The organism is Pseudodonghicola sp. (assembly GCF_048268305.1).
GTDB lineage: Bacteria > Pseudomonadota > Alphaproteobacteria > Rhodobacterales > Rhodobacteraceae > Pseudodonghicola.
Genome location: NZ_JBLWVT010000006.1, coordinates 163,607 through 180,892, shown reverse-complemented (window position 1 = coordinate 180,892; position 17,286 = coordinate 163,607). Strand labels below are relative to the sequence as shown.

Genomic DNA, 17,286 nt, shown 5'->3' with positions numbered 1-17,286 from the left:
TCTCCCTGTGCGAAAATGGAATGTGCTAAAAGATTCCGAGCGCCGCGAAAGGTGACGTGGCGTCAGACCGGCGCGTAGTAGTCGAGCGATTCAGTGAGGCGGTCCGCCAGCAGCTCGGGATACACGTGATCCGCCAGCCGCGCATCACCGCGCCCCGTGCGCCACTCGGTCGCCTCGGGCGGCTGGAAGCCCGCCGCAACAAGCACGCACCGGGTCAACCGCTGGTCCCCGTCGAGCACATCGCACAACCATTCAAAGCTGATGCGCATGCCGCGCCCGCCCGCCCGAGAGGCGGCGTTTCGGATGAGGTCCGCAAGCTCGCGGACCATCGGTGAAGTTTCCATGTTTTTCTCCTGTTTTTGGGGGATGGATAGGGGCCGGGGGTGGCATGGCAGTGCCCACCCCCGGCGGTCAGGCGGCGGCACGGTGAAACTTTCCACAGGAACACCCGCCGCCTCGATTGCGGTTAGTGCCGCCGCCTGTCTGGTTGGCGCTCAGGGGGCCGAAAACTCGCGTTCGAGCTGTTCCGCAATCGCGCGCTCGATTACGCCGCAGGACTGCCGGAAGGATTCATAGGTCGGACAGGCCAGCCGCGCCGCGTGCCAAAGCTGGCACCGCCGCTGCTTTTTCGCCATCGCGGCGTTGAAGAGCCCGGCGTCATGCAGGCCATGACTACGCGGCATCGCGGTATTCCTCTGCGCGGGCGGCAAGGTTCGCCGCCACCTCCTCACGGAGGCGGGCAGCCTCGGCAGCGTGCTGTTCGGGGGTCCAGTCGGCCCTGACCGCCGCCGCCTTCTGCCAGCGGTCGCGGCGCTCAAGCTGGCGGCGCTTGGCCTCCCTTCGCTGCTTCGGCGGGAGGTGCATGAAGTCACCGGACTCGTCATAGCCGGCGCTGCCCCAGCCCGACTCGTTCATCACGCCGGTATCGGTGAAGAGGTCAGCCATGAGGCCGAGCCATTGCGCGCAGTCGCTCGCAGACCTGTTGATACTCCTGTTCGGTCAGGATCGAAGCATCGGGCAGAAAACTGTAGCTCCCCGCCGCCACATCCACCGCCACGGGCGGGCCGCCGGGCACCGCGAGGATATTCGCGGGGGCGTCATGACGCTGAAAGAGCGCGGCAAACGTCCCAGCGTGCACTGCATGGGGAAACTCGCGACGCACCTTGCCGACGATCTGGTCAACCGTGCCCATCAGATCAGCCCCCAGCGCCGCGCCTGCGCGACCCGCTGGGCCGGGGGCATTTCGGCGATGGCTGCAAGCATCTGGTCCCGCGAAAGCGCGCTCTCGGTCACAACAGGCGGAACCGCGATTCCGAGGTCCCGCGCCTTGGCAAGGCGCGCGGCGGCGTTGTCGGTCCAGCGGTCGGGAGACACGTCGAACTTGCCGCGATTTACGTCTGCGACTGCTGCGGCGCGGGCCGCTTCATCGCCCTCGGCAATATCCCGGCGGCGGGCAGCATCGGACAGGGCCGGGAGGGCCAGAATTTCGGCTCGATATTCGTCCTCATCAAGGGGGGCGCCGAGGGCGGCGACGCGTGCCGAGCGAAGATTGAGAATGTCGTCCGCCTCAAGCGTCACGCCATGCTCTGCGGCCTCGGTCACGCTGCGCTCGACAAGCGCGGCCCAGCGGTCGCGCACGGCCTCAGACCCCCGGACGATATCGAGGAAGGACTCGTAGTTGTTTTCAGCCATCTTATGCGGCCTCCATCATCTTATTTGTGTAAAGGGACAGCGCGGCGCTGTTGTTCGTGACCGCGAACGCGGGGCCGATGTGATCAACGTCCGGCGGCGTGCCGCCTGCCAGCACCCACCGGGTGACCTGCGGGCACAGCGCGAACAGATCGCGCAGGGGGTCGAGGTTCGACACGATGGTGGGCGTGCACAGCCGCGAGTTCGCCACGGCCACGGTAAAGCTGTTCTGCGCTGCCCGCAGCCGCGCGCGCATGGCAGGATCGGGGAGCCAATCCGCGAACTCGCGCGCCATCGGCAAAGCCTCCGGCTCCACGTACAAATCATTGTTCAGAGGCCGGGCGCTCCGGCCCAGCTCGGCAACCGCCCCGGCGTCGATTTCACGCCGCTTGAGCGTCATGGCGGCGGCGGCGAGCGGGAAAAGCTTGCGATAAGCCCCGCGCCGTTCCGGGACACGATACGGGACGGCCTGAAGTCGGCGCCCGGTGGTTTCCGCACATACGCCCGTTGCAGCGCAGTAGTTTTCAATCGTGACGTGCAAGGCGGCACCCCTCATTTCAGAAGAAAAATCATCATCCCAGCAAATAGTTGATTGACTTCTTCTCTCATATATGGGTTGCGAAGTCAACGAATCGGAAAAAAGGGGTCAAAATGTGGGGCAGGTCACCCGGCGGACGGGCAAGGAAAAGGCCCGCCGGGGATAGCGGGCCTTGCGTTCGGTGAGGGGGTGTGGGTCACCAGTAGGTGATTGCGTCCAGCGCCTTTTTCATCGCTGCCCGCCCATGTGCGGTTTCGCCAAACGGAGTCTTATAGTGTCGCAGCTTTCCTTGACCTACAACGTGCCCGATGATCCCGCGAATGATGTCATCATTCATGCCGGGCTGGCGTTGCAGGCGGTCCACCAGCGTATCCTTGAGAGAGTACAGAACATGTCGGTCATTGCTGAGACCGGCGGCGCGGATCACCTTGCGGAAGTTGTCCGACAGGGTGACGGCGATGGTTCCTGACTTTCGTTCGTCCTCAAATCCACCATTCTCAAGGAAGGTAGGGAAGTCTGCAATGTGTTCGCTGATCGGGAGCTTTCGGGGCGTTGTTTTCGTGCGTCGAATGGTGAGGATGCCGTTTTCGACGTCCTCCGCCGTCAGGCGGAAGACTTCGGCAGGGCGGAGGCCGGTGTAAAGGAGGACCCTGATTGCCATCAGGAACGCCTGACGGCGTCCCGGCGCCATCCTGCTGGCGCTCTTAGGCCCCCATGCCTCATTCAGGGCCTGCCAAACGGTCTTCATTTCAGCATCACTGAATGCCTGCCATCGGGCATCCTCTACGGTCGTGTCGCGCTTGGACAGGCGCACGCGGGGGAATTGTAGGTCCGCTAGTTCGTCATATTCATCGGCGGCCCATCGCCAAAGGGCCTTGAGGGGTGCAAAGTGCTTCTCCACTGACTGGATGCTGATATCTGGACTCGCCTCCAGTCTGTCCCGGTGCTGCCGCAGCCTGTCCCGGTTATAGTGGGGGAGCGGATGGTCACCACCGCAGTTGGCAATGAGGCTCTTGACCATTTGACGATAGGAGCGGGCCGTGTTGGGGCGCAGGGCCTGCACCTTGATATATCTGTTCATCAGTGCCGAGACGCGCATTTCTGGTGCGCCTTGGTCCGGCATCGGCGCAAGCTCCGCCAGCCGCTGGGCCAGCATCGCGCGATAGGCGTCATACTGCATGCGTTCGACGGGGTCAGTTGGGGGCGGCACCGTTGACGCGCCACTCCCCTCCGCGCGGCTGTTGTCGCCAAACGCGAAGGTCTGAACCATCACTAAGCGGGCGTACTCCCGCGCGTCGCCGCGCGCGTCCTGCATGATCGCAGGGAGGCGCTGCCACATTGCACCAAGCGTGCCCTCAACCGTCCCTTCCTCCCCATCGACCGCCGCAGGGGCGCCACGGCGCTCAAGTTCGGCGATGCGTGCTGACGCACGCGCGGCAACTTGTTCGCGCGCCTCCTCCCGCGCTGTGTCCGGGTTGCGTAGCCGTGCAATCAGTGCGTCGTGATCCCGGCGGAGGGCTGAGGCGCGCTGTACTGCGGCGTCATAATCGCGCCCAAGAGAAAGGTTCCACAACTTCTTTCGCAACGCCTTCTGGCAGTCGTCGGGGACGCGTCTGTTGTAGCGATACAGTCCGTCCGTGGTTCGGGTGACGAATTTCACTTTCTCTTTTGCCATGCGTTCCTCGCCTCTACTTAGGGCAAATGTATAGCAGGCAGGGCGAAAATGTATAGCAAAAAGGGCGTATGGACGGCTAGGTTGCGCCTCTATTTTCATATAAATAAGGTATTTTGTGACTTATTGTGAAGTTCTAGTCTCTCATCACCCACCATTTTCAATGACTTGGCTCGCGTCCTTACGCTCGGTTGCGGTAACCGCACGGGGCTGGTGCCGGACGTTGGGACATATCTTTCGGCTTGGCGCGGGGCATCGCGTTTCGACGGGGGCGAGACGGCGCCCCCGTCAGGCGCCTTGTTGGTCGCCACCCTGGCCGGACCATCCAGATGACGACGGGGCGATCCGGCCGCTGGGGCGATCTCAGCCCAGAAGCACCTTGCGCAGCATGTTCAGCGCGACCAGGGCGAGGAACAGGGCGAAGATCCGTTTCAGTGGCTTGGGGTCGAGCGAATGCGCCAGCTTCACCCCGATCGGCGCGGTCAGCAGCGTCATCGCGATGACGACCAGGAAGGCCGGGCCGTTCACGGCGCCCAGGGTATAGGGCGGGCGCGAAGCCGCCTCGATCGGCATCAGCAGAAAGCCGATGGCCGAGGGGATGGCGATCAGCACGCCGAAACCGGCGGCGGTGGCCACGGCGCGGTGGATCGGCACGTTGTGCAGGGTCATGAAGGGCACGCCAAAGCTGCCGCCGCCGATGCCCATCAGCACTGACAGAAAGCCGATCACCGGTGAGAACAGATATTGCTTGCCGCCCTTCGGCATGGTTTCGGCCAATCGCCAGTCGCTGCGGCCCAACCCCATATAGGCGCCGATGATCAGCGCCAGCACGCCGAAGATCATCTGCAGGCTCGCCGATCGCAGCGAGGCGGCGGCCAACACGCCGACGATCGCCCCCAGAACGATGCCCGGCGCCCAGCTTTTCAGGATCTCCCAATCGACCGCCCCCTTGCGGCTGTGGCTCAGTACCGAGCGGATCGAGGTGACGATGATGGTGGAGAGCGAGGTTCCGAGACAGACCTGCATGATCTGCGGCCCGTCATAGCCCAGGGTCTGGAAGGTGAAGAAGAAGGCGGGCACCAGGACGATGCCACCGCCAACCCCCAGCAGCCCGGCCAATACGCCGGCAAGGCCGCCGATCACGATGAGAACCGCGAGAAGTTCAAGCGTGAGTGTCAGGTCGGGCATGGCAGGGTCCTTAAGAGATGGCCGCCTCAGCGGCGGGAAGGGGTCAGAGATCGCGGCGCGCCAGAAGATCGGCGGCCACAACGTAAGAGGCGGCGACATGGCTGCACATCCGGCGCCGGCTCTCGTCGGCGTCGCGCGCCAGTATCGCCTCGGCAATGGCGCGGTGTTCGGCGCGGGAGGTGGCGAGCCGCCGCTGATTCTCGCGGAAGTTCGCGGCGCGCCAGGCTGTGGTGCGCAGATTCAGGTCGTCCAGCGTCGCCGCGAGGATCGCGTTATGCGCGCCGGACTTGATCGTTTCGTGAAAGCGGGTGTTGATCTCACCATAGGCCTTGGGATCCTCGCCGCAGGCGTCACCCTCTTCGAGAATCGCCATCAGCGTGAGGCGTTCGATCTCGCTCATCCGATGCGCGGCCAGCGCGGCCAGAACGCTTTCGACCTCACCGGCCGCTTCGAAAAGCTCTGCCAGATCCTCCGCCTTCATCTGACGCACGAAAAAGGCGCGCCGCGGGCCGCGTTCGGCCAGATTGGCCTGTTCGAGCCGATGCAGCGCCTCGCGCACCGGCGTGCGTGACACGCCGAATTGTTCGGCCAGCGCCTGTTCGACCAGGGGCTCTCCGGGACGCATCTGCCCGGCGACGATCCCGGCGATCATCGCATCGAATATGCTTTCTGCTGTCCGAATACTCACTTTGTACTTGTTCCCGGATTTTGTGCGCTTTCATCTTGAATATGTATACATAAGAGGTCAACCTGAATTCATCTGATTGGACCATGCAGGAGAGGAGACCTGCAGACGTCCGAGCAGACGGGGCGACAAGAGCTGAAGGCCAGCGCCCCGGCCAACCGAAAATGGGAGGACGCAATGCCAACAGGAGAGACAAGACATGACAGAAATCGATCACAAGAAGGTCCTGGCTGACCGCCTTTCGGCGCGGCTCGGGCGTCGGGTGTTCCTGCAGGGGGCGGGCGCGGGAATTCTGGCCGCAGCAACCGCCGGCGGCTTTCCCTCGCTGGCCCGCGCCCAGCAGAGCGGCCATATCAAGATCGCCTCGGTCAAGGTGATCGACACGCTGGACCCGCATTTCACCGGCTTCCTGTCGGCGATCCAGATCATCAACAACATTCACAACGGCCTGCTGAAGATCACCTATGACGGCTCGGTGGTGCGTTTCGAACCCGATCTGGCCGAAACCTGGGATCTGGAAGACGACAAGACCCATGTCTTCAAGCTGCGCGAAGGGGTGAAGTTCCACGACGGCACCCCCTGCGACGCCGAGGCGGTGAAATTCTCGCTGCTGCGCGTCAAGGAAGGCGAGCCGAAATCGCCGCACGCCTGGAAACTTGCGCTGCTCGACGAGATCGAGATCGTCGATCCGCTGACGGTGCGGCTGAAGTTCTCGCAACCCTATGCCTTCCTGCCGGTGGCGCTGACCGGGTCGACCGGGCGCGCGGGCACCATCGTCAGCCCGGCGGCGGTGCAGAAATACGGCGTCGATTACGGCCGCAATCCGGTCGGCACCGGCCCGTTCAAATTCGTGTCCTGGCGCGAGAATGACGCGATCGAGCTGGAGGCGAACCCGGATTACTTCGAACCCGGCCTGCCGAAACTGCAACGCGCCACCTTCGTGCTGATGAAAGAGGCCTCGACCGCGCTTGCCGCGCTGATGGCGGGCCAGATCGACGGCATGACCGACTGCCCGATGCAGCTGGTCAACCAGGCCGCCGCTTTCCCCAACGCCACGCTCTATGGCGAGATCGAGGGCAACTATACCTTCGTCGGCATGAACTGCCGCAAGGCGCCGTTCGACGATATCAACCTGCGCCGCGCCGTCGCCTGGGCGCTGGATCGCGAAACCCTGGTGAAACAGGCCTATTTCGGCCGGGCGCAACAGGCCTATTCGCCGATCTCGCCGCCGATGTCGGGCTTCTTCGATCCCAATATCGCCACCTCGGGCCGTGGTCAGTGGTTCGATCTGGACAAGGCCAAGGCCTTCCGCGCCAAGGCCGCCAATCAGGGCGAGATCGAGGTGACCTATATCATGGCCGAGCGTGGCCCGGTCGGCACCCGGATCGCCCAGACCGTGGCGCCGATGCTGCAGAAGATCGGCATCAAGGCCAATCTTGAGTTGATCGAGCCGGCGGCCTGGATCAAGCGCCGCAACGCCGGTGATTTCGACATGTACGATTTCGAATGGGTCGCCGACCTCGATCCCGACGAAACGCTCTATCCTGAGTTCAAGTCGGACGGCGCCTGGAATTTCTGCGGCTGGAAGAACACCGGCTTCGACGACTACTGCGCCCAGGCGCAGGTGATCCTTGGCGTCGAGGAGCGTCGCAAGCTCTATTACGCCGCCGAGGATCTGCTGATGGACGAGGCGCCGATCGCGATCATGGCGCATATGCCGATCTACAAGGTGTTCTCGAAGAAGGTGCAGGGGTTCAATTACATCCCGGCGGATCTGGTGAACCTGCACACGGTGAGCCTGAGCTGATGCTCCGACAGGCTCTTGCCAAGATCGGACAGACGGCCGTTGTGCTGTTTATCGTCTCGGTCGCCAGTTTCGGTCTTCTGAAACTGGCACCGGGCGATCCGGTTCAGATCATGCTCGGCTCGGAGTATTCGCAGGAGGCCTATGACTCGCTCGTGGCCAAGATGGGACTCGACCAGCCGTTCTTCCAGCAATACGCCCATTGGGCGCTGAACTTCGTGCAGGGCGACTGGGGCACCTCCTTCGTCGCCCGCACCGATATCTTCACCTATGCCTTTCTCGAGGCGCTGCCGGTGACGCTGACGCTGGCGTCCTTTTCGCTGGCCTTCGCGATCCTGATCGGGGTGCCGCTGGGGGTGTTGTCGGCGGTCAAGAAGGACACTGTCTTTGACGCCGGCGCCGCCGTCTTCGCGCTGACCGGAACGGCCTTCCCGTCGTTTCTCTTGGGGATCCTGCTGATCTGGTTCTTCGGGGTGAAGCTCGGGCTGTTCCCGGTGATGGGCTATGTCTCGCCCTGGACGGATTTCTGGACCGGGCTCTATCACATCATCCTGCCGGCGCTGACGCTGTCGACCTATTTCATCGCGATGATCACCCGGCTGACCCGCGCCACCCTGATCGAGGTGCTGGAGCAGCCCTATATCGCCGCCGCCCGCGCCCGGGGCGAACCCGGCTGGCGGGTGATCTGGGTGCATGGGGTGCGCAATATCGCCATGCCGCTGGTCACCATCCTCGGGCTGCAACTGGGCACCCTGCTGCAGGGCACCGTGCTGACCGAGACCGTCTTCAACCTGCCGGGCATCGGCCAGATGCTGACCAGCGCCGTGCTGGGCCGCGAATATGGCGTGGTGCAGGCCGGGGTGATGATGACCGCCACGCTGTTCATCGGCGTCAACCTGCTGGTCGATCTGTCCTATCCGCTGCTCGACCCCAGACTGAGGGACCGCAAGTGAGCCCGCAAGACATCTCCACCACGGCGCAGCGACCGCTTGCCGCCGCGAAACCCGCCCGCGGGCGCAGGTCGATCTTCGTGCGCCGGCCCTTCTTCACCGTCGCGCTGATCGTGGCGCTGGGCTACCTGCTGGCCGCCGCCTTCGCGCCCTGGGTGGCGCCTTATGATCCCCAGATGCAATCCATCGATGCGATGATGCAGGGGCCACAGGCCAGCCACCCGCTGGGCACCGACAGCTACGGGCAGGACATCCTGTCGCGGGTGATCTACGGCGCCCGCTATGCGCTGGCGATCGGCTTCTTCTCGGTGCTGATCGGCGCCATCGGCGGGCTGATCATCGGCCTTGCCGCCGGCCTCTCCGGCGGCTGGCTGGAATGGGGGCTAATGCGGCTGATCGACTCGATCCTGGCGCTGCCCTCGCTGATCCTGGCCGTGGCCTTCATCGCCATCCTGGGGCAGGGGGTCGACAAGGTGATCATCGCCGTCGGCCTGTCGATGATCGGCCCCTTCTCGCGCACCGTGCGCGCCGATGTGATGCAGGTCCGGGTGCAGCTCTTCGTCGAGGCCGCCTATCTGATGTCGATCCCGCGGCTGCTGGTGATCTGGCGCCACATCCTGCCCAATGTGATCTTTCCCCTGGCGGTGCAGGTGACCATCCGGATCTCCGAGGCGATCCTGGTCTCCTCCTCGCTGTCCTTCCTCGGCATCGGGGTGACACCGCCGACGCCCGACTGGGGGCTGATGATCGCCGAGGGCCGCGCCTTTGTCAGCTTCGCGCCCTGGATGTCGGCGATGCCCGGTTTTGCGCTGGCGCTGCTGCTGATCGCGCTGTCGATCGTCGGTGACGGCATCCGCGAGGAATTCGACCCGAAACTCAGGAGGGGCGCATGAGCGAGATCGCAGAAGATCCGATCCTGACCCTGACCGACCTCAGTGTCTATCGCGGCGCGGCCAAGATCCTCGACCGGGTGAATCTGGCGTTGGCGCGGGGCGAGACATTGGCGCTTGTCGGCGAAAGCGGCGCCGGCAAGTCGACCATCGCCACCGCGCTGATGCGGCTGCTGAACGGCGCGAGGGTCGAGGGCCGGGTCGAGCTGGCCGGCACCGGCGATCTGCTGGCGCTGAGCGAACGGCAGATGGTGAAACTGCGCGGCCGGCGGCTGTCGATGATCTTTCAGGACGCCGGCGCCGCGCTCAACCCCTCCTATACCGTCGGGCGGCAATTGATCAGCGCGCTGCGCCGCAATCTGGGCCTGTCGCGCGACGCGGCGCGGGCGCAGGCGGTGGAGTTGTTCACCTCTGTCGGCATCAACGATGCCGAGGCGCGGCTCACCGCCTATCCGCATCAGCTCTCGGGCGGGATGCAGCAACGGGTGATGGTCGCCATCGCCCTGGCCTGCAACCCCGATCTGCTGTTGGCGGATGAGCCGACCTCGGCGCTCGACGTGACCATCCAGGCGCAGATCGTTCGGCTGATCCTGTCGCAGACCCGTACCCGTGGCGCCAGCTGCATCTTCGTGCTGCATGATCTGGCGCTGGCCAGCCAGTCCTGCGACCGCATCGTGGTGCTCTATGCCGGCCAGGTGGTCGAGGCGGGGCCGGCGCATGCGGTGCTGGAGCATCATCGCCACCCCTATACCAAACAGCTGAAATCCTGCGTGCTCGAAATCGGCCGGCACGATCTGACCGCGCCCGAGGGCACCGTGCCGTCGCACGATCAGATGCCCGCCGGCTGCCGGTTCGCCACTCGCTGCCCGCGGGCGCTGCCGCGCTGCGCCGCCGAGATGCCGCCGCTGACCCCGGCCGGCGGCGGTGACGGCGGCCCGTTCGATCACCTCTTTGCCTGCTGGAATCCCGAATGACCAAGCCGATTGCATCCCCTCTGCCGGAGGCCTCCGGCCCCCGTCCGCCGGTCTTCGAACTGGTCGACGTCGAGAAGATCTTTCAGGTTCGCCCGCCCGGCCGCCGCTTCACCCGCGAAACCGTGGGGCTGCGCGCGCTCGACGGCGTGCGGTTGCGGGTCGAGGCCGGCACCTCGCTGGCGCTGGTCGGCGAAAGCGGCTCGGGCAAGTCGACGCTGTTGCGGGTGCTGCTGGGGCTCGATGCCCCCAGTGACGGGCGCGCCTATTATCGTGGCCGCCCGATCCGCGAGGTGCGCGCCGAAGGGCCGGCCTTCGCCCGCGACGTGGCGATGGTCTATCAGGATGCGCGCGGCTCGCTTGATCCGCGGATGACGGTGAGGGCACTGATCGCCGAGCCGCTGCGCCATTTCGACATCGTGCCCGAGGCAGAGATCGCCGCCCGCGTGGCGCATCTGCTCGAACGGGTGGGGCTGCCGGCGGATGCGGCGCGGCGCTATCCCTCGGGCCTGTCCGGCGGCCAGATCCGCCGGGTTGCGATCGCCCGGGCGCTGGCCAGCGAACCCTCGGTGCTGGTCGCGGACGAGGCGGTCTCGGGCCTCGATGTCTCGACCCAGGCTCAACTGTTGACGCTGTTGCAACGGCTGCAGCGGGAAATGGGGCTGACGCTGGTCTTCATCACCCATGACCTCGGCGTCGCCAGTTTCCTCTGCGCCGAGATCGCGATCATGTATCTGGGCCGGATCGTCGAGACCGGCCCGACCGACGCGGTGCTCTCCGCCCCGGCGCATCCCTATTCCGCCGCGCTGCGCGCCGCGGCGCCGCGGTTCTTCGAACCGCTGCCCGAGCCGCTGCCGGGCGAGATCCCCAGCCCGCTGGACCTGCCCAAGGGCTGCCGGTTTTCGACCCGCTGCCCGGTGGCGCAGGCCGACTGCCGGGCCCGCGATCCGTATCTGGGCCGGCTCGATGCCGGCCGCTTCGTCGCCTGTCTGTTTCCGCAGGCAGGTGACGCCACAACCGTCTCTGCACTGTCCCAGGAGGAGGGGGCAGAGGCTTCGGGCGCCTAAGCCCCTCAACACGACAGGACTGATATGACTTTCGATTTCTTCTCTGCCCGCCGCCCCTCGACCCTGGCGCCCAAGGCGATGATCGCCACCTCGCATCCGCTGTCGACCGCGGCGGGGCTCGATATCCTCTCGGCCGGGGGCAATGCGGTCGACGCGGCCCTCGCCGCCGTGGCGGTGCAATGCGTGGTCGATCCGCTGATGACCGGGATCGGCGGCGATTGCTTCGCGCTCTACGCCCCGAAGGGCGGCGTGGTGAAGGCGCTGAACGGCTCGGGGCGTGCCCCCGCGGCGGCCACGGTCGCAGCGCTGAAGGCCGCCGGTCTGACCGACGAGATCCCGCAGACCAGCCCACATGCGGTGACCGTGCCCGGCGCGATCTCGGCCTGGTGCCGGCTGCACGCCGATCACGGCTCGCTGCCCTTGGAGCGGCTCTTCGCCCGCGCCATCGGCTATGCCGAGAACGGCTATCCGGTGACCCCGCGCGTCGCCATGGACTGGGCTGCCCATGTCGGGGTTATCGCCGGTGATCCCCATGCGGCGGCGCTGTTCCTGCCCGAGGGCGCGGCGCCGGCCGTTGGCGACCGCCATGCCCAGCCGCTGCTCGGCGCGCGTCTGCGCGAGATCGCGGCGAAGGGCGCCGCCGGCTTCTACGAGGGGGAGACCGCGGCCAAGATGGTGGCGCATCTGCAATCGCTCGGCGGGTTGCACACCGAGGCGGATTTCCACGAGGCCCGCGACCAGGCCCATTGGGTGACGCCGATTTCCACCCCCTATGGCGGCTATGACGTGCTGGAGTGCCCGCCGAACGGGCAGGGGCTGGTGGCGCTGATCATCCTGCGCATCCTGTCGAAATTCGACATGGGGCCCGATCTGTCCGAGGCCGATCGCATCCACCTGAATGCCGAGGCGACCAAGCTGGCCTATCACCACCGTGACGCGCTGCTGGCCGATCCGGCGGAATGCGAGGGGCTGGCGGACCAATTGCTGTCGGACGAGGTGATCGACACGCTCGCCGCGCGGATCCGGATGGACAAGGCGCTGCCGCCGGCGCTGTGGGACGAGCCCGAGCACAAGGACACCATCTATCTCAGCGTGGTCGATGCCGAGGGTAACGCGATCTCCTTCATCAACTCGATCTTCCACGGTTTCGGCTCGACCCGGCTCGACCCGGCGACCGGGGTACTGTTCCATTCGCGCGGCAGCTCGTTCCGGCTGATCGAGGGGCACCCGAACGCGATCGGGCCGAAGAAGCGGCCGATGCACACGATCATCCCCGGCATGCTCTGCAAGGATGGCGCGGCGGTGATGCCCTTCGGCGTGATGGGCGGGCATTACCAGGCCGCCGGCCATGCTGCCTTCCTGTCGAACGTGCTGGATCGCGGCATGGATCTGCAGGCGGCGATGGATGCGCCGCGCAGCTTTGCCTTCGGCGGTGAGCTGCAGATCGAACCGGGCGTCAGCGAGGAGGCGCGGGCCGAGCTGACCGCGCGGGGACACAAGCTCAAGGTGGTGGGCAGCCCGCTCGGTGGCAGCCAGGCGATCCGCATCGGGGCAGGCCTGCTGACCGGCGGCAGCGACAGCCGCAAGGATGGCATGGCGCTCGGCTTCTGAGGCCGAAGGCGAAAAAAACGACCCCCCGGCAGGTTGCATCCGCCGGGGGGCTTTGGCGTTGCTGTCGCTGACAGCCGCGCCCCGCGCGGGGCGACGTTTGCCTCGCCTGCGGTGATCGAAGCAGGCGAGCTTAGCCCCGGGGGCGCTTCCCGCCTTGCATTGGTTGATCCCTCAGGAAACGCTCCAATGTCTTGCCGGCCTCAATGATATGGGCCGAGGTCAACCGCACCGCCTCGTCCAGGTCGCGGCGATAGCAAGCCTCGAGGATGGCGTCATGTTCACCCGAGGAGCGGCCGACATAGTCGAGATGCATTAGGGTGAAGCGCAGGTAGCGGTCGGCGATGTCGTGCAGCCCGGCGATATGGGCGACCAGCCTTGGCCGATTCGCGGGCATGTAGAGCGCGGTGTGGAACGCCTTGTTCAGCGGCCCGAACTCCGCGACGTCGGCGGAGGATTCGATCTCCCTCTGGATGCGCGCAGCCTGATCGATATGGGCGTTCGACAGATGCGGCACCGCCAGGCGGATCGCCAGGGTCTCGGCCGCCTCACGCATCTCGAAATTCTCGCGCAGCTCGTCGGCGTCGATCGGGGCGACGATGGCGCCCTTGTTGGGGACGAGCTGAACCAGCCCCTCGGCGCTCAGCGTGCGCAGGGCCTCTCGAATCGGCATTCGGCTCGATGAATAGGTCTTGGCCAGCTCTTCCTGGCGCAGCGCGCTGCCGGGCGCGAGCGCACCGGTGATGATCGCGTCGCGGAGCTGGGTTTCGATCTGTTGCGCGCGGTCGCCGCGCTTCATGGGGGCCTGGGTCATGTCCCATCCTTAGCGACAGCCGTATTGACAAACAATCCTTGAGATGAATAGCAATATTCAAAATTGGATCCAATATGGAGGATGGTATGCGAGTATCGAGGGTTGCGCACATACCGGGGATTGGCGTGGACACGATGGGCAACGCCGCCGATGCCCTGGCGAGTTCCGAGATGCTGCGGCTGGAAAATCTCGACACTGATATCGCACCGCCCCAGGCGGCGATCGAGGCGACGATGCAGGCGGTGACACGCGACGACGCCAACAGCTATCTGCCGTTTCTCGGCATCCACAGCCTGCGCCGGGCCGCCGCCGCGCGGGTCTCTGCCACCACCGGGGTCGACTATGACCCCGAGGCGCAATGCATCATCTCGGCCGGCGGATTGTCGGGGGTGCTGAACTGCCTGCTGGCGCTGATCGAACCGGGCGACGAGGTGATCATCACGGACCCCGCCTATGCCGGGCTGCTGAACCGCATCCGGCTGTCTGGCGGGGTGTCGAAGCTGGTGCCGCTGGTGGTGACCGACGGGCGCTGGCGGCTCGATCTCGATGCGCTGCGGGATGCGGTGTCGTCGAAGGTCCGGATGATCCTGACCATGAGCCCCTCGATGCCCAGCGGCATCGTCCACACCGGCGAGGAATGGCAGGCCATCGCCGAGGCGGCGGAGCGGGCGGACGCCTGGATCCTGCACGACGCGGCGATGGAGCGGATCCTCTTCACCGAGGCGCCGGTGCTGCACCCGGCCTCTCTTGGCGGCATGGCGGATCGGGTGATCACCGTGGGCTCGGTCTCCAAGGAATACCGGATGATCGGCTGGCGGGTCGGCTGGATCGTCGGCCCCAGGCAGATCATGGATGATATCCGGCTGGTCAGCCTCAGCAACGTGGTCTGCCAGGTGGGGATCACAATGCCGGGCGCCGAGGCGGCCCTGACCGCCACCGATGACGGTGTGGCGGCGGCGACGGCCGAATGGAAGGCGCGCCGCGATCACATCCTGACCGAGATGATGGGCCTGCCGGTGATCGCCCCCGATGGCGGCTGGTCGCTGCTGATCGACACCATCGCGCTGGGAATGTCGCCGGGGGAGGCGTCGCAAAAGCTGTTCCGTGACGGTGCCATCGCGGCGACGGCGATGACCGGTTGGGGGCAGGAGGATCGCGCCGGACGCTATCTGCGCTTTGTCTATGCCAACGAACCGGTGTCGCGACTGCTGGGGTTGCGCGACCGCATTCGCAAGGCCTGGCTGGTCTGAGTGTCCCTTGTTTTCAAAGCGGAGTGAGGAAGAGACGGATGGATAGGGCGGGGAAGATCAAGGCAAGCCCGGCGGGCAAGGATCCAAGGTCGGCGATGCCGGCGGGAGCTGCGGCATGAGCGGCAAGAGCACCAGGCGGGTGGCTGAGGCCGCCCGGCAGGCGGGTCTCGAGATCGAGATCCTGACCATGCCCGCCAGCACTAGAACCGCCGAGGAGGCGGCGCAGGCCTGTGGTTGCGCGACCGCGCAGATCGTCAAGTCGCTGATTTTCGAACGCAGTGGGGATGGGGCGCTGGTGCTGCTGTTGATCCCCGGAGACCGGCAGGCGGATCTGGCGGCCGTCGCCGAGGCCATTGGCGGCACGCCGGCGCGGGCGGATGCGAAACGGGTGCGCGACGAGACCGGCTTTGCCATCGGCGGCGTCGCGCCGCTTGGTCACAAGCGCCCGCTGCCCGTCTTCATGCACGAGGAGCTGTTGCGACACCCGCAGGTCTGGGCCGCCGCCGGCGCTCCGAACGCCGTCTTCGCCGTCGATCCCGCGCGGCTGCGCCAGGCGGTGGGCGCTGCGCTGCTTGCCGGCTGAGGGGCGCGCGGCCTCCGATGACCGCAACTCCGGGCAAGGCAGGTCGTTCAGGTCGCCTGGCCGGCGAAAGCCTTGACCCGGGCCTGCCAGGCGGCAGTGATCCTCAGGCGCGGCTGGCCGGTCGATCCACGCGGCGGGGGGCTTCGTCATCGGGGGGAGAGGACCCCATTGCCAGCACCGATCCGGTTTCCTAGAAGGTCCGGGTCGGTTTCCGAATGGAATCAAAAGGGAATCCGTCACCGACGCTTCGGTGAACCGGAACTGCCCCCGCAACTGTAGGCGGTGAGCAGGCTGCGACAACGCCACTGTGGCCCCGTGCCATGGGAAGGCCGCCGCCTGTTGTGACCCGCCAGTCAGGAGACCTGCCGACACTGTCTGTAACGCGGCCCGGGCGGGGTGTCCGGGGAGGTGTCGAATGAACTTTGTCCTGCGGTGCCCCCTGGCATCGGCCATAGCCAGACCCTGCACGCCCGCTGTCGCGGTCGGGGCATGGTTCAGCCTCTGGATCGGCCTTCCCCTCCTGTCTCCGGTCGCCCTCTTTTCCGGAGACCTACCATGTATCCCAGACCCCTGATCGCTGCCGCCGTCGCGGTGGCCTGCCTCGCGCTGCCCGCCGTTGCCGAGCCGACACGCTTTCCACTCGCGCTTGAGAATTGCGGCGTCGATCTGACCTTTGATCACGCGCCCGACAGCGCCGTCACCGTCGGTCAGGCGGCGACCGAGATCCTCTATGCGCTGGACCTGGGCGGCCGGGTCAAGGGCACCTCTGTCTGGTTCACCAAGGTGCTGCCCGAGTTCGCGGCGGTGAATGCCGGGGTGGAGCGTCTGGCCGACAATGACCCGAGCTTTGAAAGCGTCGTGGCCAAGCGGCCCGGTCTGGTGGCGGTGCAATACGAATGGCACGTCGGCCCGCAGGGCATCGTTGCCACCCGCGACCAATTCGCCGATCTGGGCATTCCCACCTATATCCTGCCCGCCGATTGCATCGGCAAGGACAATACCTCAGGCTCCGACGGCACCCGGACCCAGCTCTATTCGATGGAGAGCCTCTATCAGGGGGTCACGGAACTGGCGCGGATCTTCGATGTGACCGATCGGGGCGAAGCGATCGTCGCCGATCTGCGCGCGCGTGAGGCGGCGGCGGTCGCCAAGGCGCGGGGGCTCGGGCTCAAGGACAGCTCGGCGGTATTCTGGTTCTCTTCGGCCGAGATGGATATCGACCCCTATGTCGCCGGCCAGGGCGGCGCGCCCGCCTATATGATGACGGCGCTGGGCCTGCGCAACGTGGTCGAGAGCGACGAGGAATGGCCGACGGTCAGCTGGGAGACCATCGCGCGGGCCAATCCTTCGGTCATCGTGGTGGCGCGGATGGACCGCCGCCGGTTCGAGGCCGACGATGTCGAAAAGAAACTGGCCTTTCTGCGCAGCGATCCGGTCACCAGCCAGATGGAGGCGGTCAAGCACGACCGGATCGTGATCCTCGACGCCCATGCGATGGATCCGTCGATCCGCAATATCTCGGCGCTCGAGACGCTGGCCGAGGCGCTGCCGGGGCTGAGCGGTCAGTGAGCCTGGTC

19 protein-coding genes and 1 riboswitch are annotated in these 17,286 nt (G+C 65.9%); of the genes, 9 read left to right on the top strand and 10 right to left on the bottom strand.

Features of this window, described 5'->3' with window-relative positions:
- Nucleotides 1-62: 62 nt before the first annotated feature.
- The 9 genes from ACN0V4_RS13010 to ACN0V4_RS12970 all read right to left on the bottom strand — a co-directional run bounded on the left by ACN0V4_RS13010 (nt 63) and on the right by ACN0V4_RS12970 (nt 5,775).
- Nucleotides 63-344: a hypothetical protein gene (locus tag ACN0V4_RS13010; protein WP_417676731.1), complete on the bottom strand. Its 282-nt coding sequence runs from the start codon at nt 342-344 to the stop codon at nt 63-65.
- Between the two features lie 150 nt (nt 345-494).
- Nucleotides 495-683: a hypothetical protein gene (locus ACN0V4_RS13005; protein ID WP_417676729.1), complete on the bottom strand. Its 189-nt coding sequence runs from the start codon at nt 681-683 to the stop codon at nt 495-497.
- Nucleotides 673-945: a hypothetical protein gene (locus ACN0V4_RS13000; RefSeq protein ID WP_417676727.1), complete on the bottom strand. Its 273-nt coding sequence runs from the start codon at nt 943-945 to the stop codon at nt 673-675. Before ACN0V4_RS13000 ends, ACN0V4_RS13005 begins: the two co-directional genes overlap by 11 nt.
- Complete coding sequence (locus ACN0V4_RS12995) at nt 938-1,192, bottom strand: hypothetical protein (RefSeq protein ID WP_417676725.1); 255 nt, start codon at nt 1,190-1,192, stop codon at nt 938-940. The genes ACN0V4_RS13000 and ACN0V4_RS12995 overlap by 8 nt, the downstream gene beginning before the upstream one ends.
- Nucleotides 1,192-1,692: a hypothetical protein gene (locus ACN0V4_RS12990; RefSeq protein WP_417676723.1), complete on the bottom strand. Its 501-nt coding sequence runs from the start codon at nt 1,690-1,692 to the stop codon at nt 1,192-1,194. The genes ACN0V4_RS12995 and ACN0V4_RS12990 overlap by 1 nt, the downstream gene beginning before the upstream one ends.
- A gap of 1 nt (nt 1,693) precedes the next feature.
- A complete protein-coding gene (locus ACN0V4_RS12985) occupies nt 1,694-2,230 on the bottom strand; it encodes a hypothetical protein (protein WP_417676721.1) in 537 nt (178 codons plus the stop codon).
- Nucleotides 2,231-2,423: 193 nt separating this feature from the next.
- Nucleotides 2,424-3,902, bottom strand: coding sequence for a DUF6538 domain-containing protein (locus ACN0V4_RS12980; protein WP_417676719.1), 1,479 nt, complete (start codon nt 3,900-3,902; stop codon nt 2,424-2,426).
- Nucleotides 3,903-4,262: 360 nt separating this feature from the next.
- Nucleotides 4,263-5,087 carry a sulfite exporter TauE/SafE family protein gene (locus ACN0V4_RS12975; protein WP_417676717.1) on the bottom strand — a complete coding sequence of 275 codons (825 nt, stop codon included), beginning with the start codon at nt 5,085-5,087 and terminating at the stop codon, nt 4,263-4,265.
- A gap of 43 nt (nt 5,088-5,130) precedes the next feature.
- A complete protein-coding gene (locus ACN0V4_RS12970) occupies nt 5,131-5,775 on the bottom strand; it encodes a GntR family transcriptional regulator (protein WP_417676715.1) in 645 nt (214 codons plus the stop codon).
- Between the two features lie 196 nt (nt 5,776-5,971).
- Here ACN0V4_RS12970 and ACN0V4_RS12965 point away from each other — a divergent pair, with 196 nt between their 5' ends.
- From ACN0V4_RS12965 to ACN0V4_RS12940, 6 genes are read left to right on the top strand one after another with little or no spacing between them, the layout of a single operon-like run.
- Complete coding sequence (locus tag ACN0V4_RS12965; protein ID WP_417676713.1) at nt 5,972-7,579, top strand: ABC transporter substrate-binding protein; 1,608 nt, start codon at nt 5,972-5,974, stop codon at nt 7,577-7,579.
- Nucleotides 7,579-8,529, top strand: coding sequence for an ABC transporter permease (locus ACN0V4_RS12960; RefSeq protein ID WP_417676711.1), 951 nt, complete (start codon nt 7,579-7,581; stop codon nt 8,527-8,529). Before ACN0V4_RS12965 ends, ACN0V4_RS12960 begins: the two co-directional genes overlap by 1 nt.
- Nucleotides 8,526-9,419, top strand: a complete 894-nt coding sequence (locus tag ACN0V4_RS12955) for an ABC transporter permease (protein WP_417676709.1) — start codon at nt 8,526-8,528, stop codon at nt 9,417-9,419. Before ACN0V4_RS12960 ends, ACN0V4_RS12955 begins: the two co-directional genes overlap by 4 nt.
- The gene (locus ACN0V4_RS12950) at nt 9,416-10,390 is read left to right on the top strand and encodes an ABC transporter ATP-binding protein (RefSeq protein WP_417676707.1); all 975 of its coding nucleotides are present in this window, start codon (nt 9,416-9,418) and stop codon (nt 10,388-10,390) included. Before ACN0V4_RS12955 ends, ACN0V4_RS12950 begins: the two co-directional genes overlap by 4 nt.
- On the top strand, nt 10,387-11,454 hold the full coding sequence (locus tag ACN0V4_RS12945; RefSeq protein ID WP_417676705.1) for an oligopeptide/dipeptide ABC transporter ATP-binding protein: 1,068 nt from the start codon (nt 10,387-10,389) through the stop codon (nt 11,452-11,454). The genes ACN0V4_RS12950 and ACN0V4_RS12945 overlap by 4 nt, the downstream gene beginning before the upstream one ends.
- A 24-nt stretch (nt 11,455-11,478) precedes the next feature.
- Nucleotides 11,479-13,065 carry a gamma-glutamyltransferase family protein gene (locus ACN0V4_RS12940; RefSeq protein ID WP_417676703.1) on the top strand — a complete coding sequence of 529 codons (1,587 nt, stop codon included), beginning with the start codon at nt 11,479-11,481 and terminating at the stop codon, nt 13,063-13,065.
- Between the two features lie 130 nt (nt 13,066-13,195).
- Here ACN0V4_RS12940 and ACN0V4_RS12935 read toward each other — a convergent pair whose 3' ends face one another.
- Nucleotides 13,196-13,876 carry a GntR family transcriptional regulator gene (locus ACN0V4_RS12935; protein ID WP_417676701.1) on the bottom strand — a complete coding sequence of 227 codons (681 nt, stop codon included), beginning with the start codon at nt 13,874-13,876 and terminating at the stop codon, nt 13,196-13,198.
- Between the two features lie 134 nt (nt 13,877-14,010).
- Between ACN0V4_RS12935 and ACN0V4_RS12930 the strand changes: the two genes are divergently transcribed.
- The 3 genes from ACN0V4_RS12930 to ACN0V4_RS12920 all read left to right on the top strand — a co-directional run bounded on the left by ACN0V4_RS12930 (nt 14,011) and on the right by ACN0V4_RS12920 (nt 17,278).
- Nucleotides 14,011-15,126, top strand: a complete 1,116-nt coding sequence (locus tag ACN0V4_RS12930) for a pyridoxal phosphate-dependent aminotransferase (protein ID WP_417676990.1) — start codon at nt 14,011-14,013, stop codon at nt 15,124-15,126.
- Nucleotides 15,127-15,241: 115 nt separating this feature from the next.
- Nucleotides 15,242-15,709 carry a YbaK/EbsC family protein gene (locus ACN0V4_RS12925; protein WP_417676699.1) on the top strand — a complete coding sequence of 156 codons (468 nt, stop codon included), beginning with the start codon at nt 15,242-15,244 and terminating at the stop codon, nt 15,707-15,709.
- A gap of 188 nt (nt 15,710-15,897) precedes the next feature.
- A riboswitch (cobalamin riboswitch) is annotated at nt 15,898-16,094 on the top strand.
- Between the two features lie 170 nt (nt 16,095-16,264).
- A complete protein-coding gene (locus ACN0V4_RS12920) occupies nt 16,265-17,278 on the top strand; it encodes an ABC transporter substrate-binding protein (RefSeq protein WP_417676697.1) in 1,014 nt (337 codons plus the stop codon).
- Nucleotides 17,279-17,286 lie beyond the last annotated feature (8 nt).

What these genes read in the sequence shown, in the direction of transcription:
- ACN0V4_RS13000 (WP_417676727.1), bottom strand. Translation starts at nt 945, where the DNA reads ATGGCTGACCTCTTCACCGATACCGGCGTGATGAACGAGTCGGGCTGG.
- ACN0V4_RS12980 (WP_417676719.1), bottom strand. Translation starts at nt 3,902, where the DNA reads ATGGCAAAAGAGAAAGTGAAATTCGTCACCCGAACCACGGACGGACTG.
- ACN0V4_RS12975 (WP_417676717.1), bottom strand. Translation starts at nt 5,087, where the DNA reads ATGCCCGACCTGACACTCACGCTTGAACTTCTCGCGGTTCTCATCGTG.
- ACN0V4_RS12930 (WP_417676990.1), top strand. Translation starts at nt 14,011, where the DNA reads ATGGGCAACGCCGCCGATGCCCTGGCGAGTTCCGAGATGCTGCGGCTG.
- ACN0V4_RS12925 (WP_417676699.1), top strand. Translation starts at nt 15,242, where the DNA reads ATGAGCGGCAAGAGCACCAGGCGGGTGGCTGAGGCCGCCCGGCAGGCG.
- ACN0V4_RS12945 (WP_417676705.1), top strand. Translation starts at nt 10,387, where the DNA reads ATGACCAAGCCGATTGCATCCCCTCTGCCGGAGGCCTCCGGCCCCCGT.
- ACN0V4_RS13005 (WP_417676729.1), bottom strand. Translation starts at nt 683, where the DNA reads ATGCCGCGTAGTCATGGCCTGCATGACGCCGGGCTCTTCAACGCCGCG.
- ACN0V4_RS12960 (WP_417676711.1), top strand. Translation starts at nt 7,579, where the DNA reads ATGCTCCGACAGGCTCTTGCCAAGATCGGACAGACGGCCGTTGTGCTG.
- ACN0V4_RS13010 (WP_417676731.1), bottom strand. Translation starts at nt 344, where the DNA reads ATGGAAACTTCACCGATGGTCCGCGAGCTTGCGGACCTCATCCGAAAC.
- ACN0V4_RS12965 (WP_417676713.1), top strand. Translation starts at nt 5,972, where the DNA reads ATGACAGAAATCGATCACAAGAAGGTCCTGGCTGACCGCCTTTCGGCG.
- ACN0V4_RS12940 (WP_417676703.1), top strand. Translation starts at nt 11,479, where the DNA reads ATGACTTTCGATTTCTTCTCTGCCCGCCGCCCCTCGACCCTGGCGCCC.
- ACN0V4_RS12935 (WP_417676701.1), bottom strand. Translation starts at nt 13,876, where the DNA reads ATGACCCAGGCCCCCATGAAGCGCGGCGACCGCGCGCAACAGATCGAA.
- ACN0V4_RS12995 (WP_417676725.1), bottom strand. Translation starts at nt 1,192, where the DNA reads ATGGGCACGGTTGACCAGATCGTCGGCAAGGTGCGTCGCGAGTTTCCC.
- ACN0V4_RS12990 (WP_417676723.1), bottom strand. Translation starts at nt 1,692, where the DNA reads ATGGCTGAAAACAACTACGAGTCCTTCCTCGATATCGTCCGGGGGTCT.
- ACN0V4_RS12920 (WP_417676697.1), top strand. Translation starts at nt 16,265, where the DNA reads ATGTATCCCAGACCCCTGATCGCTGCCGCCGTCGCGGTGGCCTGCCTC.
- ACN0V4_RS12950 (WP_417676707.1), top strand. Translation starts at nt 9,416, where the DNA reads ATGAGCGAGATCGCAGAAGATCCGATCCTGACCCTGACCGACCTCAGT.